Origin of the sequence: Arcicella rosea (assembly GCF_014204325.1) — a bacterium.
GTDB lineage: Bacteria > Bacteroidota > Bacteroidia > Cytophagales > Spirosomataceae > Arcicella > Arcicella rosea_A.
This window is the reverse complement of the sequence record NZ_JACHKT010000006.1, coordinates 1-22439: the sequence shown is the minus strand read 5'-3', so window position 1 is coordinate 22439 and position 22439 is coordinate 1. Positions and strand designations below refer to the sequence as shown.

Below are 22439 nucleotides of genomic sequence, written 5' to 3'. Positions count from 1 at the left end.
AATTACTATTGTTGCCGAGCGAATTTTGAATGAAGTAAATGCTTCTAATTTCAAAAAATTGACTTAGCATTGGAAGTTTTGGAAATAGTGAAGTAGATTTTTTCATTAATGACTGTCTTGCCAAACAAGACTAAATATTTCTTTCAACAACTGAAAAAAATAAATGACTATTCTTTAAAACTAATTCGGAGTAGTTGTAGATATTTCTAAATGCTTAAATCAAGGTATAATCTCCTCTCCTACTGATTTGAGTTATGTGTATTTACAATTATGTATAGCCCAACATGCTGCAATAATGAAGGCGAACAATAAAAAGTAAGTTTGACTTATAATCGTTAAGATTTTTGGATGACAACTAGAAATAAACACAAAACACTCACCTTTATGCAATGCCTTATCAAATAGCCATTACTTTCTTTTAATCCCTCCTTTCATTTCCCTAAATCGTTTCTAAAAAATTAAATCGTCCATTTGGTAAAGCTGCTTTATGATTTATTTTCCCTCCAAGACAAACTCCTTACGCTTAGTGGATATTCACATTTACATCCGTTTTAATATGTGTAACGCATTTAACGGTTAGTGTTATCAAGGAAATCCATCGAATACTCAATCGTTAATAAATTAAGTTTAATGTACTTTTATATATATATCATTTCTCTTTAAAGAAAAGGGATGATTATACTTTAAAAGTATAATAGAATGAAAAAATAAATATAAGTGATGAAAAAACAGGTATTTATACGCTAAAATCTGTGATGATAAATTTTTACTTTTGTTAAAGAAGTTAATCAATATCTGTTTGCCTCTGATTTAATATTTAATTAAAATATAGTTTTACTTAAAATAAATATTTTCGTCAAGATAATAAGGGCTGACAACCCAGCATGAAAAATTTGTAATGTAGTAGAAGAAGCCTGAACCTTCTCAAAAAACGGGGCGTATTCTGAAAAGCCATAAGAGTAGGAAATATCATAAAACAATCACAATATGGAACTTAAAATTCATCCCTCAATTGGAGTTGCTCGATTGGGAAATAGTACAACTGAAATTTGTTTGTCGCCAGATAGCATCGGAGGACTACCTTATGATGCAGATAACTCCGGAAATTTGATTGGGCCAATAACCAATTTTAAAGATGCCAAAGGGCTCATTAAAAGACAAGGGCAACCATTTAAAATATTTCAAGACGATGGACAAGAAATTACCCTTGACACACCCAATGTCACTTCGATAGAGTGGACTGTTCATTTAGCCAACAAAAAAGCGGCTTGGTATCAATATAGTGAACTACAGGGCAATTTGTTGTATGGAAATGAAAATAGCTATGAGAATCAAAATATCCCTTTCCGCAACCCAGATATAACGGGTTCAGAAAGACAAACGCTAATCATTGATCCAGGGCCAAGAACGATTTCAGGAAAACTTAGCTCTATTGGATTTGACAGAGAAAACGCCCCAGCTAATTATCCTGTTCAATATCCCAATGCAGAGGTAAAGTATGGTGTGGCAGTAACCACTCTCGGAAATTTATTAACAGATAATAGTGGAAGATTGGTAGTTTTAGGAGGATACGGAAATGCTGGAGGAGATTTACCCCTAACTTCATATGGTGGCTCTAGTACTTGGCACGATGATATTTCGGATGGCCCTGTTTATTGTACAGTCACATTTAATGATGGAACGCCTTCTGTTACGCTTTCAGCATGGGTTATTGTAGGCTCACCTGATTTTGCTCCAGAGATTGTAAATATCTCTAATTTAAGCGATACGATGTTTGATGTTGGGGTAAGATGTTTTAATCTAGTACCCGAAATGTGTATCGATGGGCAATACAATCCAAATTACATTGCAAATTTTCAAAGAGACATTCTTCCAATAATAAATCGAATTAGCAGATACCAATGGGTTGCTAATGTTCAGTCAATGATGGCTTTTGCGAGCTATCAATTTGATTATTCAGACCCTTCAGAGGCCAATAAAGCAAACAGGCTGAATTACGCCTATTATTTTAGGCAAAATGACGGTCAGCCTCCAGTTCCTCCAACTTTGCCACAAGAACAATTATTTCAAACAAATGGAGATAATTTGTTTCCTATGATGCCATTAAATTCAGGTAGTAATTCGGTAAGTAATACCAATATCATGAAATTTTTGGCACTAGACCAAACACAACTTTTTCTATTAGAGCAGTGGGCGAATGGGTATTTTGTAAGTAACCCATCCTATCAACCATTCCCTGTCAATCAATTAGATGCAGCAAGCGTAGGAAACTGTGTTGGTTTACCGATGTGTCCAGGCATTGAAGTTACTTGGAGTATGCAAAATCCTGTTGTTTACGCTTCTCCTTATACGATTTTACAATATCAAGATGAAAATTGGTATTTAGCCAATGGATTAACACCTTCGAGAGACGAATGTGAAGGTGGTGGATGTGAACCTGGAGATTTAACAAAAAGAATGGCATGTCCTTGGCAAGCTGACTTTTTCCAATGCACAGTTCAGTATATTAACTTTACCGATCCATCTGTCAATAAAATTAAGCTCCCAGATGGTTCTAGTACTCCACTACCTCCTACTTATTATTCGTACTGGTGGCCGCCACAAAGTCCTTGGGATGTTTTGGTGGGCGAGTTGACGGAAGAAGGTCAATTAGCTGGAGGTGGAATTCCCGCTGGTCAACAAATGAACTATGCCCGTGGCATCAATAGTTTTACGCAAATGGTTCAATATTGGTATTCATTAGGTTTTATTCGTGATAAAAATTCGTATAATAGCGGTTTCCCTTTCATGCTTGAAACAGAAAGAAACAATGAAATATTCACATCGAGGGAAGTACCAGTAAGTACGATAAGTGGTAACCCAGAAGATGCTGAAACAACCATCCCTGTTTTCTTTATTGAATCAAGTACTTCCACAGTAAAACGAAAAAGTAATAAAGCAAGAGTATTGATGGAACACTTTGAAGAAGTTGGTTTCAAAGCTATTGATATTCATAGCGAAGGACTTGGTTTCCCACGTTCTGGAACTCGAAATAGACGTTAACATGCCAAATACAGTTGAAACAGATGTACTTATAGTTGGTGGGGGACCTGCGGGTTCTTCCACCGCTTTAAGTTTGCTTAAATACTCTAACTTAAAGGTAATGATTATTGAGCAAAACGACTTAAATTCCATCCGAGTCGGAGAACAAGTTAATGCAAGCTTATTTGATTTACTTGATTACATAGGCATTAATAAAAGTGATTTTGAAGAGAATAGTCTTTTACCCGGATACAGTAGTCTAGCTGCTTGGGGAAGCTCACATATTTCGTCAAGGCATTCCATTTTTAGCACCCAAGTAGATAGCTTTCAACTAGATAGAGAGCATTTTGATTTAATGCTTTTGAAACAAGCTTCTGAAAAAGGGGCAATTGTTTTCCCAAGAACAAAATGTATCGATTTCAAGCAGACTGATACTGCTTGGACTATCGAATTAAGGCATGAAACCAGAGGGGATTTCACCATTAAATCCACCTATCTGATTGATGCTAGTGGAAGACAAAGTCATGTGTGCCGAAAATTAGGAATTCCAATCGAAAAATATGATGATTTGGTGGCTATTGGTACTTTTTTGCACTTCAAGGATACTAAAAGAGCTATTAAACAAGAAATTTTACTAGAAACAGTGGAAGATGGTTGGTGGTATTTTGCAGGATTGCCTAATCAAGAAATGGTGGTTTCACTTTTTACAGATTCAGCAATAGTAAAAGAAAAGCAATTACAAAAAACAGAAAACTGGAGTGAATTACTTTCCAATACAGTACACATCAAAAAAATGCTTGCAAATACTTCTTCTAACGCCAAACCTTGGGTCAGAAATGCGTTCTCTCACATCTCAAATGTAGGAGCTAAAAGTAATTTTTTGGCCGTAGGTGATGCTGTAGCTTCTTTTGATCCAATATCATCAATGGGCATTGGCTTTGCTATTAGCTCAGCTTGTCATGCAGCAAAAGCTATCATAGACAAGGCCAATGATTCAAATACATTTTTAAATTATCAAGAAAATATTAATGCTATTTTCAAGCATTATCTTGAAACAAAAACACTTTTTTACGATAGAGAAAACCGATGGAATGACTCTTCGTTTTGGAAAAAAAGAAATTAATCTTCTTCGATAAAAGCTATGTTAGATTTTGGAGCAACTACCATACTATACCATTGGCAACAATTACGATTTAATGATTCTCGTCTCTTATTTTTCAATACCACCACCTAAGCTTCGATACAAATCAGTGATGGCATTAACCTTTTCTTTTTTGATTTCTATGGCTTCCAACTCATTTTGTAAAGAATTATTCTGTGTAGTAATTACTTCTAAATATGTAGCCATTCCACTTTTATAAAGCATAAATACATCATTCGTAGCTTTTGAGAGTGAAGCTTTTTTTTGTTTAACTAAGTCCATTCTTTCGTCGGCATACTTAACTTTGGCAAGGGCATCTGATACTTCACCTACTGCTGTTAATAGCGATTGTTTAAAAGTACTTACTGCTTTTTCTTGCTCTATGACGGCAATATCATAAGCTGTTTTAAGCGATTTTTTCATGAAAATTGGCTGAGTTAAATTAACGCCTATGTTTTTCACAATAGAACCCGGCAGATTAAACCAAGTATTAAGTTTAAAAGAATTCACCCCAACAGATGGCGTAAGACTGATACTTGGATACATCGCTATATTGGCAATATTTCTGTTTGCATTGGCTGATACCACGGCGTATTCTGCTGCTTTTACGTCTGGTCGCCGACTCAAAAGCATGGCTGGAACGCCCAAAGGAAATATGGAAGAAGGCATGACATTATCTATAATGCCAACTCTTGCAATGCTGCTGGGATATTCTCCACACAAAATATTAAGTGCATTTTCTTGTATTACAATATTTTGTAAAGCTAATGGCACTAACAATTCTGCTGTTTTTTTCTGTGCCTCTGTCTGTTCAACTGCCAAGGAATTTACTTGTCCAGATTTATATTGAAGCCGAATCATCGCCAGCGTGCTATCTCCCAAAACAATGTTACGTTTTGCTATTTTCAATTGTTCGTCGAGTGCAATTAAGTGATAATAGGCTTGAGCAACCTGAACGATGAGCCTAGTTTTTAAGGCAGAAAGGTTTTCTTTTTGGGCAAAATAGTTGGCAAGTGAAGCCTCTCTATGCCTTTTGGCTTTTCCCCAAATGTCAGCTTCCCAAGAAAATCTTAGGTTGGCAGCATAATCATCCATGTAACTTGTTCCCAAAAATTGTTCAGTCAATGAACCGTTAAGAGAACTTTTAGAAAGCCAATTTCTATTTGCACCAACGTTCAAATCTACAGATGGATAAAGCCCCAATTTTGACTGTTTGTACATCAAATCCAACTGTTGCATATTCATCACTGCCACAGCAATTTCATTATTTTTCTGAAGTGCTTTTTCAATGAGATTGACCAATATTGTATCTTTAAAAAATGTTCTCCAAGGCAATTGAACAGTATCTGCTGTTACTTTGATGGTTTCTCTATAATGTTCAGGAATGTTTAAGTTTGTACGACTGTATTTCTTCTCAATCATGCAAGAAGAAAGTAGTAATGACATAATAACGCTTAGGAATATATGTATTTTTGAGAATTTCATTTCAGGTCATTTTAAGATTAAAACACTTGCTTTTTCCCTGATACTTTTTCTTGTAAGTATTGGAATAATATAAACAATAAAGGAATAACAATTACGCCCAAAACCACACCACTTAGCATACCCATTGCGGCACTGGTACTGATAGAATGATTTCCCGTTGCGGTGCCTCCTTTTGAAAACATCAGAGGAAGCATTCCTACAATAAATGCGAGTGATGTCATCACGATTGGTCTTAATCTGGCTTTTGAAGCATCTAATGCTGCATCCAAAATAGATAATCCTGCACGCCTACGTTGAACAGCAAATTCTACTATCAAAATGGCATTTTTGGCTAATAGACCAATCAGCATAATAATCCCAATCTGTACATAAATGTTGTTGTCTAATCCAATACTTTTGATACCGATATAGGCTCCCAGAATCCCCGTTGGAATAGATAATAAAACCGCAAGAGGCAATAAATAACTTTCGTACTGAGCTGATAATAGTAAATACACGAAGAGTAAACAAAGCCCCAAAATGGCTATCGTCTGATTCCCTGCCGATTTCTCTTCTAAGCTCAGACCTGTCCATTCGTAGCTGTAATCTGTTGGCATTTTATCCAAAACAGCTTCCAAACGTTCCATCAAAGCTCCGTTACTTATTCCAGGCATAGCATTGATATTAATTGTCAATGCATTATAAAGATTATAGCGACTTACCGATTCAGGGCCATATACTTTATGCAAGGAGATAATTGATTTTACAGGAATCATTACTCCTTTATCGTTTCGTACAAAAATTTCATCAAAAGCTTGTTCGTCCATTCTAAATACACCATCTGCTTTGATATTTACCCGATAAAATTTCCCAAATCTTGAAAAATTTAAAGATTGGTCACCTGAGAAATAGCTTTGAACCGTACCTAAAATACCATTAATATTAAGCCCCATTTGTTTGGCTTTGTCTTCATCTACTTCCAGCTCTAATTGTGGATAATCCGCACGGAACATAGTATAGGCTAATTGCACGCCAGAAACCTTCATTAAGTCGGCAATTACTTTATCAGCCTGAGCTTTCAATGCTACAGAACTACGACCTTGACGATCTTGTAATACAATTTCAGCGCCGTTGGTAACGCCATATCCATCTACTGGAGGCATTCTCATCGTGAGGATTCCTCCCTCCTTTACGACAGATAGTTTAGCATCAACAACCTGCATCAATTCGTCGATGTCTTGAATTTTTCCTCGCTGTGTTCTGGGCTTAAATTTAACAAAACCTACTGCATAAGCAGGGCTTGTACTATTGGTCATCAGGTTAAAGCCAGTAATGGTGGTATTATCTTCAATGGCTTCTATTTCAGACAAAAGCTTGTTGATTTTATCGGCTACTTTGGTTGTAGGAGTCAAAGCCGTACCCGGAGGCATACTGAGTACGTAAGTGAACATACTATCATCTTCCATAGGCACAAAGCTTTTGGGGGTACTCATAATGGACCAAGTAGCCACTCCCATTATTGACACCACAAAGCCAACAGCCAACCATTTATGTATTGCCAAGAAACGAATACTCTTTACATAGCGGTTAGTAAGATTATCAAAACCCGCATTGAAACCAGCAAAAAAGCGTTTACTAAAACCTATCTTAGTATTACTTTCACTATGCGTATTTTTCAAGAGTAAAGCACATAAAGCAGGTGTTAATGTCAGGGCATTTACGGCTGAAATGATGATGGCAATAGCCAGTGTATAAGCAAATTGCTTATAAAAAATTCCTGCTGAACCCGTCATAAAGCCAATCGGAATAAATACCGCAGACATCACAAGCGTGATAGAAATTACAGCCCCTGTGATTTCCCCCATTGCTGAATGTGTCGCTTCTTTCCCACTTAAATGAGTTCCTTCCATTTTACTATGAACCGCTTCTACCACTACAATGGCATCATCTACCACGATTCCAATGGCTAAAACTAAGGCAAAAAGTGTCAATACATTAATCGTAAAACCCAGTACGAGCAAAAAGAAAAATGTTCCAATAATGGCTACAGGTACAGCAATTGCAGGAATAATCGTAGAACGAAAATCTTGCAAAAACAGAAATACAACCAAGAATACAAGAACAAAGGCTTCAAACAAAGTTGATTTTACCTGACTGGTTGCTTCGTCCAATTTTTCCTTGGTACTCATTAATTTCGAGTATTTTACACCTGAGGGGAATGATTTGGAGAGTCGTTCAATCTCTTTATCTATTCCTATTTCGATTTCGTTAGCGTTTGAACCTGTTGTTTGTAAAATAGCAATAGTAGCAGTATTCCTTCCGTTTGAAGTACTATTGCCACTGTAAGAAATTGCTCCAAATTCAACTCGTGCTACATCTTTCAAACGAATAATATTATTCCCAGCATTCTTAACAACAATATTATCATAGTCTTCAGGTAGATTCTTTTTCCCCTTATAACGAATTACATACTCTAAAGCAGCGTTAGATTCTTCACCCAATTTTCCAGGTGCAGCTTCTAAACTTTGTTCGGCAATGGCATTACTGATGTCTGTAGGAACTAAATTATAATTAGCCATTTGGCGAGGGTTGAGCCAAATACGCATGGAATAATCCTTTGTTCCAAAAACCATGGCTTGCCCTACGCCCGAAACTCTTTTGATTTGCGGAATAAGGTTAATATTGGCATAATTCTGTAAAAACTTTTCATCGTATTTTTTATTATCTTCTGTAAACAAGTTGAATATCATAATCATGCTATTCTGTTGTTTGGAAGTAGTGAGCCCCATTCTAATTACTTCTTGTGGCAAAATCGGTGTAGCTTGTTGCACACGATTTTGTACATTTACTGCTGCTTGGTCGGCATTTACGCCTTGTTTGAAGATGATTGAAATTGAAAATGTTCCATCATTACTAGCTGTAGATTTGATGTACTGCATATTTTCTACTCCATTGATTTGCTCTTCAAGTGGCGTAACAACCGAACGAATTACGGTTTCGCTATTACCCCCTGGATATGAACCAGACACCATGACGGTTGGCGGTGAAATATCTGGAAATCGTGTTACGGAAAGTCTATCAAGTCCGATAATCCCTAACACCACAATCACGATAGAAATTACCGTTGCCAAAACGGGTCTATCTATTATTCTTTTTAACATGTTTTTTCAATTTTGAAATGCACCTATTTTCCCAATGAATTTTTTGTGATTTTAGGAATAACTGTCATTCCTTCATTCAATACATCAATGCTTGTTGTGGCAATTTTCTCACCTTCACTAATGCCAGATTTTACGATATAATTACTGCCAGATTTACCTTCTATTTCAAAAGGCTTCATGGCTACTTTGTTGCTATCAGCCAAGGAGAAAACAAAGTATTTGTCTTGAATATCTTTGACACTTGCCATTGGTACTAATAGTACAGTATGATAAGCTTTTTGTAAAATCACACCAGCAGAACCTCCCGAACGTAGTAATTTGTCAGGATTAGGAAAAATGGCTTTCAAGGCAATGCTTCCGGTAGTGCGGTCGATATTCCCACTAGCAAATTCTAATTTACCTTTGTGTGCATATTCGCTACCGTCAGCCATCACCAATGAAACTGTATTTATGTTTTTTGGTAACCCTTTCTCTTTCATAAAAGCGATATAATCTGCTTCTGTGAGCGAGAAATAAACAAAAATCTGATTAATGTCTGAAAGGGTTGTAAGAGGAACAAGGTCTGTGGGGGTTACCAAATTACCGATTCTGTTAGGAATTCTACCAATGTAACCACTAATCGGAGCTATTATTAAGCTAAATGCTGCATTGATTTTAGAAGAACTTAACATGGCTTTTGCTTGGATTACTTGTGCTGAAGCAGCTTCGTAATTGGCTTCAGCCGTTTGTAATTGGATTTCAGAAACTACTTTTCCTTCTACCAAAGGGCGAATCTTTTCAATTTCCAATTTGGCATTGGACTGTGCTGCCAAGGCAGCTTTGAGTGTTGCCGAACTATTATTCACCTGCTCGTTGAACACCTCTGCTTTAATTTTGAAAAGTGGTTGCCCTTTTTGTACATAATCGCCCTCCTTGATGAATATCTTCTCTAAATAGCCTGATACTTGTGCTTTCAAATCAACATTGACAGCCCCTTCAATGGCTCCGGGATATTTTTTGGCAACATCAGCATTTGCAATGCTTATTTGAAGGAAATCAACAGTTAGCGGTAGTTGCTCAGGCTGTTCTTGAGTTTGTTCTTTACAAGAAAATATCATTAAAGAACTGAGAAGAAATATCATTCCTTTAAAAGTATTCCTTGTTTTAGACGTGAGTTTTAACATTGAGTATAAGGATTAATTTATACTACAAAGGAAGTTTCACTGGCTCATTAATTATGGAGAAAATCACTGAACCGTATATTTTTACTCCTGAATTGAAGATTTACCTTCCCGAATTTTGAAGGGGAAAGAATTTGAAAAGAGTAATTTAAAAAATGTTAAATTGGATAATCGGTACTTAATAATCCATCCACGATTTGAATAATCCAGCTTTATCACGACTAATGATTACTTCTATGTCTGCGTTTTTTTCAATGTCAATTTTCAATTTCCCATTGAAATAATTGTGTACTTGCTGAATGGCATCAATATGAATAATAATTTGACGATTTGCCCTGAAAAAGGTTTTTGGATTGAGCTGTAATTCAAGTTCTTCCAACGTCAGAGGAATGGTTTCTTCTGAGCCACTGAAAAGTTTGGCTCTGGTGATTTTTAGTTTAGAATAAAAAAAGGCAATATCACTTACCTGAACCGTTTTATAACCATCTTTATAAGGAAGTAAAAATCTACTTCTAAAGTCTTTTGGCTTTAAAAAATCTAATAATCCTTCCAACGATTTTTGGTGAGAATCGACAGATAATGCTTCTAATTTTGTAAATGCCGTCAGTAATTCTTCTTGTTCAACGGGTTTCAACAAATAATCAATACTATTGTATTTGAATGCTTTTACGGCATATTCGTCATAAGCCGTTGTAAAAATGATTGGACAATTGATGTTTACTTGCTCAAAAATTTCAAAACTCAATCCGTCCGACAATCTTACGTCCATCATCACCACATCTGGTTTTTCATGTGTATTGAACCAAATCACACTGTCGGAAATACTATCTAATACCTCAAGGACAGTAGCTTTGGGTCTGATTACTTTAATCAACCGTTCCAATCTATCCGCATTTGGTTTTTCGTCTTCTACTATCAGTATTTTTTCTATCATTGTTTTATTAACGGAATTTTTACTTTAAAGGTAGTTTCGTCCTGTATAATTTCGGGCTGTTTTTGCCAAAGCAAATCATATCTTCTAATGATATTTTGAATACCAATTCCTGATGATTCAAGCTGATTTTCGATGGGAAGTAATATGTTTTCAACCATTAATACTTGTTCATCAATATTGTAAATACTAATTTTCAAAGGGTTTTTCTTATTGGTTTTGTTGTGTTTCAAGGCATTTTCAACCAATAATTGTAAAGTCAGTGGTGGTAAATACAGTTGTTTGCTGGCTTTGTCAATATTGACTTCAAATGTTACGCCATCGCCTATTCGATTCTTAATCAGGAACATATAAGAATTCAGAAACTTCAACTCTTCTTCTAACATAATTATATCTTTCTTCGAATTGACCAACATGTAGCGATATATTTTTGATAAATTCTCGGCATATTCATAGCCCAATTGTTGATTGACCAATATCAGTTCAGAAAGCACACTTAGGTTATTGAATACAAAATGAGGATCTATCTGAAGTTTCAAAGATTGTAGTTCTGCTTCAACAGCGAGTTGGTCGAGTGCGGCGGCTTTCATAGCAGCATTTTTCCAGTTGACAATCAAGTAATTACAAGTATTAATGCCAATAATCATAAAAGCAATAATGACACTGACTACAATCCACTGAAAAAAGCTAGTTATTTTATCATTCGAATGAAAATCTAAACAGGTTTCTCCATCATACATGAGTCGGTAGCATTGATCAAGAATGGCAAGTATCAGAAAAACGACAATTAAGTTTAGGGAAGTCTCAATCAATAACCGCTTTCGTGGCGTTTCTGTCCATGAATACGAATCGTTGAGTTTATTACTAATATAAATACTTGATTCTGAAATCAATAGACAAAAAATAAACGAAAGTGCCAAGTCTGCTAAAATCGTTAAGGAAGAACGACTAAAGTAAAAATCCCAGTAGGAAGAATAAGGGTCAATGACGTAAGAAACGAGATTTAACAAGATGAAAGCGAATACTACAATGATTATACGTTTTCCCTTATTGCTTAAAAATGTATCTTTTTTACTTCTCATTTCTTAAAGGGCTATAATTATAAGCTAAATACTAATGATGCTTTTTTTCTTGAAAGATAAGCATTTATATCTTTTGAGGATTTAAAGTTTCCAAAATTGAACTATTCTATATTTACTTCAATTTTTTTCTTACTTAATCTTCCAAATTTACTTCTGAAAGCCCTAATACGATTGCTAAACCGTTGACTATATTTTGCTTGTTTCTGTGATACTAATTTTGAGATAAAAACTTAACCCTCATCAAAAAGGTTTTTAATCAGTCAATAACTGACCGTCCATCTGGCATTTGTAATTAGATTTAATATTGGGAAATATCTTTTTTAGATATATTTCTTAAAATGTATTTGACTCAAATCGCTCGCAACGACGAACAGTCCTGAGTCAGCATTTAGAAATAACCCTTCCAAATTAATACTCCCTTCATTTATGATGTATAGAGTTCGATGAATAATGATTCTATTTCATATAATTCGAAGTCTCTGATCCGCAATGACTACCTACTTGAACGACACTTATAGTCAATGTAATCACCTGATTATCAGTCAAAAAAAATAGTTATTTGTTATAAAATACGTTCTCCATTGATATGTAACAGCTTCTCCTCTATTATTCTTAGGTGTATGAAAGCCATCTAAAGCAAGACTTGATAAATCTATATGATAACGATTTTCTTTGAGGAAATTTCATGAAAATATTTCCCCAACAATCTGCTTTTCTCCATTAGAAAGCAGCAGCTTAGACTAGTTCAGACAAAGGTTCTATAGGCTAAAAACCACGGCTTCCAACTAATAAATTTGGAATAATCCACTTATCTATTGGATTTTGAAGCAGCATTCTAATCAAGTGTTATTTTATCATCTACACTGCATGGGCACTCCCGCACACAATTTTCACTTATTGGAGAATGTTGTTCATTCGTTTAAACAGCTTCTAAATAAGAAGATGCGGGCCAAATGAAGACAAATATTGATTATTAAAATGCTTTGTCTGAAAAACCAAGACTTGAAAATTATAAATTATGTGATAAATTTACGAACTGTCGAATTATTTTCTTCAGCAGAGAGTTGAATTTACATATATGAAACCAAAAGAAAATAGTGTACCAGTCTATAAATTAACAGATTTAATGATAGACGATCCACAGCCTGAACTTTATGATATAAAATCAGATGATTTTAACATAAAAGTGAATACTCCTTTGGTTGAGCTCGAAATCTTTAAGAAATATTTTCGTACAGATTGTTTTATCATATTTCTTGTTTTAGAAGGAGAACTAAGGATTGATATTAATTTAGAAGAGTACAGTGCTAAGAAAAACAGTATTATTATTGTCTCTCCTAACGATTTAAAACGTTCTGTCTCTACCAAAGATGCTCTTGTATCAAGTATAGCTTTTAATGCTAACTTTATGACTAAAGCGACCGATACAATTAAAAATATATCTGAAGTTTTTAGTTATTTGACCTATCAAAGCTTACCTCTTTGGACGCTAGAGCCTAAAGATGCTAATATCCTAAAAAAGCTGTTGGAGCAAATCTCATATCGTACTGTTGATATAAAAGAACATCCTTTTGGGAAAGAACTACTTTATACTCATTTTAATATTCTTCTATACGAATTAGGCGGTTTTGCTAAAAAGTACTCAATATTTAAAAGTACTAATTTGTCCAGAAAAGAAACTTTGGTGATGAACTTTGTAGCTCTTTTACAACAAAAAGTTAAATTTCAACGAAATGTTCGGGCTTATGCTTCTGAACTAAATATTACACCTAAATACCTTACTGAAACTGTTAAAGAAATTGCTGGAAAAAGTGCAGGTGAGATTATTGACGACTTTGTTATTCAAGAAGCAAAAATAATCTTGAGTGATTCAAATTTAAGCATTTCCGAAGTTGCCGAAGAACTTCATTTTAGTGACCAATCTTTCTTTGGAAAGTTCTTTAAAAGACATACTGGGATTTCTCCAAAAGAATATCGCAAATTAGATTAATGCGTTACGATGTTCTTTTTTGTAAAATAATCTCGACTTCTTATCATTTCAAAAAATAGAAAAACGACTTTCTGACCAATCTTAGCGAATTCACGACCTTTTTAAATGCTATTGGGTGTGCCAACTTTGTACCATCAAATTATAGTATCATTTAAACATGAATATCCTTATGATAAAGTCAAATCTCGTAAAGGCTTTCCCTTTATTAGTGACCACCCTAATGCTTTCAGCCTGTGGAAATAAGCCAACAGAAACGCAAGATAAACCTAAACCTGTTAAGGTAACGACTCAGCAAGTTGAAGAAATTAATAGCCGCCAAAAACTTAGCTATTCTGCTACTATCGAGCCAGATATTATTACCAAAATAGGTTTTGCAGTACCTGGTGTAATCAACAATGTTACGGTAAAAGAAGGTCAGTTTGTAAGACAAGGTCAGTTATTAGCAAGCATTGATGCTACCGAATACGACAATGCCTTAATTATTGCCAATGCAGGTCTGGAACAAGCCGAAGACATGTATCAGCGACTCAATGAACTTTATCAAAAAGGAAGTCTTCCAGCAAAAGATTACATCGATATTAAAACAAAGCTGGCTCAGGCTAAAGCCAGTAAAAGTATTAATAGTAAACATATTGCTGATAGTAAATTGTATGCTCCTATGTCGGGTATTATTACAGAGAAGTTGATTGAACGTGGAAGTATGGCGGCTCCTGGTGTTCCAGCATTTACTATTATTAAAACAGATAAAGTTTATGCTAAAATCACTGTTCCAGAAAATGAGATAGGAAGTTTTAAAGTAGGCATGCAATCAAATGTATTTATTCCGACCTTAAGTGATTCAGTAAAAGGAACTATATCAATTATTAATCCACAAGCAGATGCCGTCTCAAAAACCTATTCAGCAAAAATCCTTTTGAATAATATCGGGCAAAAATTACTACCTGGCATGATTGCAAATGTAGAAATTAATCCAAATAAGTATGTTCCTGTAATTACGATTCCAGCTACGGCAGTACTTAGAGATGCAGATGACATTACTTATGTATTTGTTGTCAATGCAGAGAAAAAGGCTGTTCGTAAACGTATAACCATCAGTAGTCTTATTGGAAATAAAGAAGCAGTAGTAAAAGACGGACTAACTAAAGGTGATTTAATTATTGTGGAAGGTCAGACTCAACTTAGAGATGGCTCATTAGTAAGTTTTTAACATGACACATCAATGTCAGTTTTTAGCAACATAAAAAAATGGAAAAACGAAAGGTAAATTTTATTGAGGCTGCAATGAGATACAGGGAAGTAACAATCGTTATCACTTGCTTGTTATTTATATTCGGCTATTATTCTCTTCGGAATATGCCCCGTGCCGAAGACCCTAAAATTGATACGCCAGTAGCAATGGTCTATGCTTTTTATCCTGGTGCCGATGAGGTACAAATGGAAAAACAAGTAACTTCCAAAATAGAACAATATTTATTCTCTTTTGAAGAAGTAAACAAACAAAAAACAAAATCGCAAACAAGAGATGGACAGGTCTTTATCACCGTTGAGCTCCATGCAAGTGTAAAAGATAGAAAGAAATTTTGGGCTACTTTACAGCATGGGTTTAATACCGTTGTTCGTGGTAATATTCCATCGGGTGTTATTGGGCCAATCACCAATAGTAACTTTGGTGATGTAACGGCTCAAATTATAGCGGTATCTTCTTCGACAAGGAGTTATGCAGAACTAGAGAAGTATCTTGATAAGATGGAAGATGTACTAAAAACGATTCCTGAAGTATCAAAAATTAATCGCTCTGGCGGGCAGAAACAACAAATCTATGTTACTGTAGATGACCAAAAAATGTTACAATATGGCTTTGACTTAGGAACGATAGTCAAGACCTTACAAATGCAAAACATTACTGGTTATTCTGGAGAAATGACTATCAGTAAAAATACTATTCCTGTATTTACGAACAGTCAATACAAAACAGAAGCTGATATCGCCAATCAAGTAATCTATACAACGCCTAATGGAGTGGTGGTAAGACTAAAAGATGTTGCGTATATAGAAAGACGTTATGAAGAGGAATCTTCATACATTCGCATTGGAAATGATAAAGTGATGCTGATTTCAACAGAGATGCAGCCCGGCAATAATATTGTAGCTTTTGGAGAAAAGGTTGACGAGCAACTAAAAGAACTTCAAAGTAGCTTTCCTGATGATATTAAAATTAAAACGATAGTTAATCAACCTGAAGTTGTTGCAGAAAGTATCAATCATTTTATGATTGAGTTCGGAATGGCTATTGCGTCTGTTATCATCGTAGTAATGTTGTTGTTGCCTTTCAGTATGGCAGCAGTTTCTTCTATTGCAGCACCGATTGCCATTCTTATTACTTTTGGCTTGATGAATATGATTGGTGTAGAACTACATCAGGTTTCACTGGCAGCACTTATTATTGTGCTTGGAATGGTAGTGGATAATGCCATTGTGGTGGTGGATAATTATATTGAAAAACTAGATGAGGGTATTACGCCGTGGACTGGTGCTTGGCAGGCAGCAACTCAACTTACTTTGCCTATATTTACCGCCACTTTAGCTATTATTTTTGCTTTTGCACCATTAGCATTTTTTATGAATGGTATAACCAAAGACTTTATGGCATCTTTACCTATTACAGTTGCCATTGCATTGATTACCTCTATGTTAGTTGCCTTGTTTTTAACACCTTATACATGTTATGTGTTTATTAAAAAAGGGTTAAAACACAAAGTATCTGGCCGACCACCGAGAAAATCATTATTAGATTATTTACAAAATGTATTTAATATAGCTGTTGAATTTTGTTTCCGCTGGCCAAAAACAACGATGGTTTCCGCAATAGTCGCTGTATTATTGGCATTCTTCATTGCCAGTAAAGTAGATCAAGAGTTTTTCCCAACAAGCGAACGCAATCAATTCAATATCGAAGTTTGGATGCCTGATGGAACAGCTCTTGCTGAAACGGATAAAACCGTGAAAGAAGTTGAAACTATTTTGAAAAAAGATAAAAGAGTTGTGAGTGTTGCAAGTTTTGTAGGTACTAGTTCTCCTCGTTTTCAGACTACTTATGCACCAGAAATTCCACGCAGAAATTTTGCTCAATTATTTATCACCACCGTTGATAACAAGGCTACTGATGATATTGTACATGAGTATCGTCCTAAACTTGAATACTTAGTAAAGGACGCTTATATTAGATTCAGACAATTGAGTTTCCAAGAAGGCTCTCCGATAGCGGTAAAAGTTATTGGCAATAATATCAACGACCAGAAACGTGTGGCTTTACAGATAGAAGATATTTTACGCCAAGCTAAAGGGACAAACTGGGTACGCACCGACTACGAAAATGATTACTTAGGTATTAGTCTAAATGTAAAAGAAGATATTGCTGCTCGTTTGGGAGTGCCCAATCAAGTAATCACTCAAACGCTGGGAGCTGGACTAAAAGGTTTTGCCGTTTCTCAGTTATGGGAAGGAGATAAACCCATTGATATTTTTCTTCGATTAGATGCAAATAGCAGAAAGGATGTAAACCAATTGGGAAATTTGCATTTAAGTACAATGTATGGAACAAAAGTGCCTTTGAATGAAGTAGCAGAACTTAAACCTTCTTGGCATACGGGGGTTATTGCTCACCGAAATGGCATTAGAACACTCTCTGTTTTATCTGAAGCTCAAAATGGGATTAGAGCTTCCAATATTCTAAAGGAAATTCAACCTAAAATTGAAAAGCTAAATTTGCCTGAAGGGATCAGTATTGAATATGGAGGTGATTATGAATCAAATGCTGAAAATTCACCCGGAATGCTCAACGCTTTAGGAGTAAGCTTAATCTTGATTTTTATTACTTTGCTAATCCAATTTAAGAGTTTAGCTAAAACCTTAATTATTTTATCAACTTTCCCATTAAGCTTACTTGGTGCTTTTCTTGGTCTATATCTCACCAATAATCCAATAGGAATGACTGCCTTTATGGGCGTAATCAGTCTCATTGGTATTGTAGTACGTAATGGAATTATCCTCGTTGATTATGCCGATGAATTGGTTTTAGAACATCATTATACCATTAAAGCAGCCGCCTTAGCCTCTGCAAAACGTAGAATGCGTCCTATTTTTCTTACTTCAGCAGCAGCGGCAGTAGGTGTTGTCCCAATGATTGTTGGCAAATCTCCACTATGGGCTCCACTTGGAAGTGTATTAGCTTTTGGTCTAATTATTTCTATGGTACTTACCTTGTTTGTTGTTCCTGTGCTTTATTACAAATTTGTAAAACCAGTACCTGAACCTGCCGATGAATATGATGCAAACGTAGAAATTCAATACAAGCCTGAACATCTCTAAGATTTTAAATGAGTACAATAAAATGAGCTGAGGGGGATAAGTGAGAAGAAGGTTATTTTTTGAGATGGAATCCCCCAAATGTTCTTAAACGAAAGTGAGTTCGATAAAAACTAAAAATAAGAAGATGAATTTTATCAAGTATTGGAAAGTATTAACAGTCACAATAATTGCGGGGATGAGTTTACCTTGTGACGGACAAAACGTCACACTAACGCTTCAAGAATGCCGACAACTGGCAGTGACGCAAAACAAAAAAATAAAGGCGGTACAATCTCAAATTGCAGCAGCCAAAATTGCTAATGAGACCGCTGGACTCAATAATCGCCCATCTTTTGATGCTTCAATCATGGGGCTTCATGTCGGAAAACCTCTTGACCAATTACTTCCATCTGCCCAATTAAATGGTTCTGTTTCAGCAACACAACCTATCTATACTGGCGGAAAAATAAAATTGGGTCAAGCTGCTACTTCAAAAGCTATTGAAATAACAGAAGAGCAAAAAACAATGACCGAAGTAGATGTGCTATTTGAAGCAGAAAATGCCTACTGGCAGATTGTTCAAGTAAAGGATAAAATAGTGCTTGCCAATAAGTACAAAGAAATGTTACAGCAACTTCATGCTGAACTCGAAAATGCAGTAAATGCTGGACTTACTTATAAGAATGATTTATTAAGAGTAGAGGTAAATATGAATGAAGCTGATTTGAACATAGCAAAAGCTAATGATGGTTTGGTATTGGCAAAACTCAATTTAGCACAAATCATTGGACAATCTAATCATACAGATTTCGATATTAAGGATTCAGTTGATGGAAATTTCAGTGCAATGGCAACACAGTCTTTCGATGGAATTGCAGACAATCGACCTGAAATCAATTTACTAAAAAAAGCCATTGAGATTGAGCAAATTCAGACCAAGCTGATTAAAGCAGACCTTAAACCACAAATAGGTTTTTCATTATCTGGGTTTAGCAGTGTAGGTAAAAAAATTAATTTTAGTAATGGGGAAAATTCAATGACGTCTTATTACGGCTTGTTAAATGTTTCTATTCCTATTTTTGATTGGGGAAAAAATGCTAAGAAAGTAAAGGAACAAACATTGCACATACAAGCAAAACAATGGGAATTAGAGGGAACAAAAGAGTTAATTAACCTTCAAGCTCAAAGTGCGTGGTTGCAAATTAACCAATCAGTAAAAAAGATTAACCTAACAGGACATTCAATGAAACAAGCTGAAGAAAACCTCAGATTGGCCAATGACCGCTATAAAGCTGGCACAATTACAGGAAAGGATGTCCTAGAAGCTCAGGTGATTTGGCAACAGGCTTATAGCAGTAATATAGACGCTAAAGTGGAGTATAAAGTTAATATAGCCAATTATAAAAAAGCTGTTGGAGAATTAAGATAAAATGAAGAGTAAACAAATCCATATTATTGAAAAGGCAATGTCTCTGTTTGCTAAACAGGGTATTAAAGCCGTAACAATGGATGAAATCTCAATTAAATGTGAATTATCAAAAAAAACTATTTACGAATACTTTATCAATAAGTCTGCTTTGGTAGAAAATGTTGTTAAGCACTTATTAAGTGAAACGGAGCGATACATTAGAGTTTGTCCAAGTATTTCACCAAATGCAATTTCAGAAATAAGGTATTATTTCCAATATTTAGAAGTCAACGTATTGGCTATTTCTCCGATGTTCTATCATGATTTAATGCAATATAATTCTGCATATCAATTGTTGTTACAGTTCACCGATGAAAAAATATATGCTTTTTTAATGCAAAATATCATTAGAGGACAAACAGAAAATATTTATCGAAGTAATACAGAATTGATAATCAAAGTACATATATGGTTTATAAAAAAAATGATGAGTGATGTGTCCTTCCAAGTGGAAGTTGATAGAATCAATTTTTTTTCTTGTTCTAATGATGCTTTCTTACGATCATTACTCAACAATAATGGGCAAAAAATGGCTCTGAAAAAAGATGTTTTCTAGCTAAAACCGATAATAAACTATACCTAAAATACCTTTCTATTTTCAGATAGCGAAATGTGGTTTAATACAAATCACTCGCCAATTTAAGCGTTAAGTTGATAACCATAACATTTGTTAAAAAGCATAAACAGCATGGAAACATCAATGTCAAATACAAGAATTTTTTTTCTGGTACAGCAATATCACGAAATGATGAGTGATAATATGCAATATATTCAGGAAGGCATCATATTATTAAAGCAGCACTTTGTTCAAGGAATAAAGACAGAAGAACTTGAGGAAATAGAAGTTGAGCTTTCATACCTACACGAGCAATATACCCAAAATATTTATACTTGTTTTCAAATAAAACAGGCATACTTAACTGACAATAAAATAATCATAAATCAGCTCAATCAAATTTTTAGCATGATAGAATGTAGTATTTTTAGGGCTGAATGCGATTTTAGACGACTAATAAAACGAATCTCTGAATGATTTTTCTTGTAGAAATGATTGTTGATTTTCTTATTAAGTTTCAAAATATAACGTTATTATGCCACCAATAATTTAGGAAATAACGTTACATAAATTACCTTTGATTATCAATTGAATGAGCTTTAAAATCACTAAATATAGCGGAAAGCCATGCAATTGTATTGGTAATATCGTCCAAACAAATTTTTTAATATTATTTCTAAAAATTTAATTTTAAAATATCGTATGAAAGTTACAAAAGACATGTTACATCCAGATCTTCAAAAGTATTATACTCCCTTTACTTTAGCGGCTCCTTTAATTAGTACTGAAATAGGTATTAAAATCAATAATTTCTTATTTCAGTTTTTGGAAAGTAAAAAAATTAAAGGTTTCAAAAATGAGGTTGTTGAGGTGCCAAGCAAAAGTTCTGAAACATTAATCCGAACACGAATATTCAGTCCAGAAAATCAAGCTGAAAATCTGCCGTGTGTCTTATTTAATCATGGTGGTGGCTATCTCATGGGAAATCCTGAACAGTTTCTATCCATTATTGAAAAATTGCTTCAAGCAAGACCATGTGTGCTAATTGCACCTGACTATCGCCTATCTTTAGAAGCACCCTATCCTGCATCTTTCAATGACTGCTACGATACCTTGCTTTGGGCAAAAGAGAATGCTGAAAAACTTCAGATAAATCCAAATCTATTCATCATCGCAGGACATAGTGCTGGAGGGGGACTTACTGCTGCAATAACGAATAAAGTTCGAGACACTCAGGATGTAAAAATTGCTTTTCAAATGCCAATCTATCCAATGCTTGACGATCGTCAAGATACGGACTCTTCCAGAGATATGGATGTCCCAGTTTGGAATACCAAGAGTAATAATTTTGCATGGAAAACTTATTTGAGAGAGATCTATGAAAAAAAGATGGACGTGCCAGTTTATGCTGCTCCAGGAAGAAATACGGATTTCACTGGGTTTCCTCCAACAATTACTTTTATAGGAGAATATGAACCCTTTCGAGATGAGACATTGTCTTATATAGAGAATCTTCGTTCAGCAGGAATTCCCGTAAAATTCAAATTTTATGAAAAAGTATTCCATGGATTTGATATGGTTGCTCCCACCTCATCAGTTGGCATGGACGCTATTCAGTTCACAATCGACTCTTTTTGTGAATTTTATGATAAATACTGTAAATAACAGAAACGTTCATGCACATACGTAGTCACTCGTTTCTAACGAGTGACTACTATTACAAGACTTCCAGCCGATTTTAATCCTGACGTATCAATTCAAAACTAGTTTTAGGAAATACTAAGACCAAAAAACAAGGAAGATTCACAAGCCCGAAAGGTCTTATTGATTATATTAAAATGTTTCAAGGCAAAATGAATATGTATCCCTTATGTTTTGGAAGAACGTGATTCTTTTTAACACTTTGGGTCGAAGGAAATAACCTTACTACAACAGCTTCTCAATGTATTGATTATTATCCAATTACAAACATATATTTATTTTCAAATATAAAGAAAGCCACTTTACGGTTTACAATTGATTAAAAAAAAGCCAAGTCATTAAATCATTTTAAGACAACGATTATACCAACACAAAATAATGAAGCTATTTTAGAAGTTGACGAGATATTTCATTTTG

Annotated in this window: 14 protein-coding genes; 9 read left to right on the top strand and 5 right to left on the bottom strand. The window is 34.9% G+C overall.

Features of this window, described 5'->3' with window-relative positions:
- The first annotated feature begins 987 nt into the window (after nucleotides 1-987).
- Together lodA and lodB are read left to right on the top strand one after the other, a co-directional pair.
- Entirely contained in the window at nucleotides 988-3042 is a 2055-nt protein-coding gene (lodA, locus tag HNP25_RS05590) for a CTQ-dependent lysine 6-oxidase LodA (RefSeq protein WP_184131599.1), read from the top strand.
- A 1-nt stretch (nucleotide 3043) separates the two neighbouring features.
- A complete protein-coding gene (gene lodB / locus HNP25_RS05585) occupies nucleotides 3044-4144 on the top strand; it encodes a lysine-epsilon-oxidase maturase LodB (RefSeq protein WP_184131596.1) in 1101 nt (366 codons plus the stop codon).
- An 87-nt stretch (nucleotides 4145-4231) separates the two neighbouring features.
- Here lodB and HNP25_RS05580 read toward each other — a convergent pair whose 3' ends face one another.
- The 5 genes from HNP25_RS05580 to HNP25_RS05560 all read right to left on the bottom strand — a co-directional run bounded on the left by HNP25_RS05580 (nucleotide 4232) and on the right by HNP25_RS05560 (nucleotide 11888).
- Nucleotides 4232-5608, bottom strand: coding sequence for an efflux transporter outer membrane subunit (locus tag HNP25_RS05580; RefSeq protein ID WP_229202800.1), 1377 nt, complete (start codon nucleotides 5606-5608; stop codon nucleotides 4232-4234).
- Nucleotides 5609-5664: 56 nt separating this feature from the next.
- A complete protein-coding gene (locus HNP25_RS05575; protein WP_184131590.1) occupies nucleotides 5665-8787 on the bottom strand; it encodes an efflux RND transporter permease subunit in 3123 nt (1040 codons plus the stop codon).
- Between the two features lie 23 nt (nucleotides 8788-8810).
- The gene (locus tag HNP25_RS05570) at nucleotides 8811-9908 is read right to left on the bottom strand and encodes an efflux RND transporter periplasmic adaptor subunit (RefSeq protein ID WP_229202799.1); all 1098 of its coding nucleotides are present in this window, start codon (nucleotides 9906-9908) and stop codon (nucleotides 8811-8813) included.
- A 217-nt stretch (nucleotides 9909-10125) separates the two neighbouring features.
- Nucleotides 10126-10881, bottom strand: a complete 756-nt coding sequence (locus HNP25_RS05565; protein WP_184131584.1) for a LytR/AlgR family response regulator transcription factor — start codon at nucleotides 10879-10881, stop codon at nucleotides 10126-10128.
- Complete coding sequence (locus HNP25_RS05560; RefSeq protein WP_221432411.1) at nucleotides 10878-11888, bottom strand: sensor histidine kinase; 1011 nt, start codon at nucleotides 11886-11888, stop codon at nucleotides 10878-10880. The genes HNP25_RS05565 and HNP25_RS05560 overlap by 4 nt, the downstream gene beginning before the upstream one ends.
- Nucleotides 11889-13038: 1150 nt before the next feature.
- On the opposite strand from HNP25_RS05560, the gene HNP25_RS05555 reads away from it, so the two are divergent.
- From HNP25_RS05555 to HNP25_RS05525, 7 genes are all read left to right on the top strand, one after another.
- Nucleotides 13039-13950, top strand: a complete 912-nt coding sequence (locus HNP25_RS05555) for an AraC family transcriptional regulator (RefSeq protein ID WP_184131578.1) — start codon at nucleotides 13039-13041, stop codon at nucleotides 13948-13950.
- 169 nt (nucleotides 13951-14119) lie between these two features.
- The gene (locus HNP25_RS05550) at nucleotides 14120-15157 is read left to right on the top strand and encodes an efflux RND transporter periplasmic adaptor subunit (protein ID WP_184131575.1); all 1038 of its coding nucleotides are present in this window, start codon (nucleotides 14120-14122) and stop codon (nucleotides 15155-15157) included.
- Between the two features lie 38 nt (nucleotides 15158-15195).
- Nucleotides 15196-18318: an efflux RND transporter permease subunit gene (locus HNP25_RS05545; RefSeq protein ID WP_184131573.1), complete on the top strand. Its 3123-nt coding sequence runs from the start codon at nucleotides 15196-15198 to the stop codon at nucleotides 18316-18318.
- 124 nt (nucleotides 18319-18442) lie between these two features.
- A complete protein-coding gene (locus HNP25_RS05540) occupies nucleotides 18443-19726 on the top strand; it encodes a TolC family protein (protein WP_184131570.1) in 1284 nt (427 codons plus the stop codon).
- A 1-nt stretch (nucleotide 19727) separates the two neighbouring features.
- A complete protein-coding gene (locus tag HNP25_RS05535; RefSeq protein WP_184131567.1) occupies nucleotides 19728-20321 on the top strand; it encodes a TetR/AcrR family transcriptional regulator in 594 nt (197 codons plus the stop codon).
- A gap of 132 nt (nucleotides 20322-20453) precedes the next feature.
- Nucleotides 20454-20798 (top strand): hypothetical protein, encoded by a 345-nt coding sequence (locus HNP25_RS05530; protein WP_184131564.1) that lies wholly within the window; start codon nucleotides 20454-20456, stop codon nucleotides 20796-20798.
- Between the two features lie 225 nt (nucleotides 20799-21023).
- Complete coding sequence (locus HNP25_RS05525) at nucleotides 21024-21986, top strand: alpha/beta hydrolase (RefSeq protein WP_221432410.1); 963 nt, start codon at nucleotides 21024-21026, stop codon at nucleotides 21984-21986.
- Nucleotides 21987-22439 lie beyond the last annotated feature (453 nt).